Source organism: Kitasatospora sp. NPDC058243, from assembly GCF_042882025.1.
Classification (GTDB): Bacteria; Actinomycetota; Actinomycetes; order Streptomycetales; family Streptomycetaceae; genus Kitasatospora.
In genome coordinates this window covers 1-1,490 of sequence record NZ_JBHVWW010000159.1, presented here as the reverse complement: position 1 = coordinate 1,490, position 1,490 = coordinate 1, and the positions used below count along the sequence as shown (strand labels likewise).

The following is a 1,490-nucleotide window of genomic DNA, read 5'->3' as shown; positions in this document are numbered from 1 at the left end:
GCGCACAGATCGGTGATCTGATCCCGGCGGAACCCGGTGGTAGTATACATAACAGACGGCCCGTTGCTGAGAGTTGTGGTTAGAGGTCGTTTTATCCCGCTGTTTCATCCCAGAATTAGGTGTTCTGTGGTTTTTTTCGGGTCGCGCCAGGAGATAGTGTTCTCGCTGGTGAGGCGGCGGGCCATGAGGTCGGTCATCGCAAGCTGGATGATCGCTGCGGAACGGGTGGGAAGGGTTTCGTAGTCGCGGGCCAGGCGGCGGTGGAGCATGAGCCAGCCGTAGGTCCGCTCAACCGCCCACCGCTTCGGGATCGGGGTGAAACCCCTGGTCCCGGGGGTGCGGGCGGTGATCTCCATGTCGATGCCGAGGGTGGCGGCGTGTTCGACGAGGTGCTGGCGGTAGCCGCCGTCGGCCCAGACCTTGCGGATTGCGGGATATTCGGCGGCGACGCGGTCGATGAGCCGGATGCCGGCGACGGAGTCCTGCACGCTGGCCGCGGTGACCACCACCGCGAGGAGAAGTCCGAGCGTGTCGGTGACGATGCTCCGTTTGCGGCCCGCGATCTTCTTGCCGGCGTCGATGCCCTGGCTGGCGGCGGGAACGCTGGTGGAGGTCTTGACGCTCTGTGCGTCGATCACGCATGCCGTTGCCTCGGCGTTCCGCCCCTCCTTCTCTCGTAAAAGCTGCCTGAGCAGGCCATTGAGCTGGGCGAATACTCCCTCGTCAGCCCATCTGGCGAAGTAGCCGTAGACGCTCTGGTGCGGTGGGAAGTCATGGGGGAGGTAGGCCCACTGGCAGCCGGTGCGGTCCACGTAGAGGACCGCGTTCATGATCTCGCGCAAGTCGTGCCGTGGAGGCCGGCCAAAGTTTAGAGCCCGGCCACGGCGTTCGAAACGCCACGCGGACAGCACCGGCTCAATCAACTCCCAGCGGGCATCGGACAGATCACTCGGATACGGACGTCGTTTCTCCATGCTTCCGGCGTACCGCCGCGGACCGAATGCGCCCAGGCGCACGGCTGCGGCATCGGAAGCACGCGGGCCATCTACGGCCGGACATCCTGGGATGAGACAGGCACAAAAACCAGCCCGCCCCACCAGCCACCCCACACGCCCCACAGGCACCGACTCCATCAATGGTCACTACCGCACCGCGGCTGACCACCTCAAGAATCGCAATAAGTGTCCAGATTCCGGGATAAAAGGACCTCTGAGAAGCCGTATCTCAACCGATCATGGAAAGCGTGGTTCGAGCAGGCTTCCCACCCGGGTGATCTTCCGGTCGTACGCGCATGAAGGCAGGGCCTCTCGGCAGCTCGGGGATGCGAATCTAACCGGGCAGTGCCGGGAGGCCCTGGTATCCTTGTTGTACGCGTCCGAGCCCGTCTGGTCCGACCCGGTTGCACCATCGTGTGATTGCCTCGCGCACGTGTACGGCAACGCGGTCGGCCGTCCCGGCAGGCAGTGCCGGTATCCGTCGGACATGACGGA

The 1,490-nt window shown here is 64.2% G+C and carries 1 protein-coding gene; it reads right to left on the bottom strand.

What is annotated here, in order from left to right; translation table 11 throughout:
• Positions 1–104: 104 nt before the first annotated feature.
• Positions 105–974, bottom strand: a complete 870-nt coding sequence (locus ACFVX9_RS39770) for an IS5 family transposase (protein ID WP_387987192.1) — start codon at positions 972–974, stop codon at positions 105–107.
• Positions 975–1,490: the final 516 nt, after the last annotated feature.

Bases quoted from the DNA above. Each gene is read 5' to 3' on its own strand.
- ACFVX9_RS39770 (WP_387987192.1), bottom strand. From the start codon at position 974: ATGGAGAAACGACGTCCGTATCCGAGTGATCTGTCCGATGCCCGCTGG.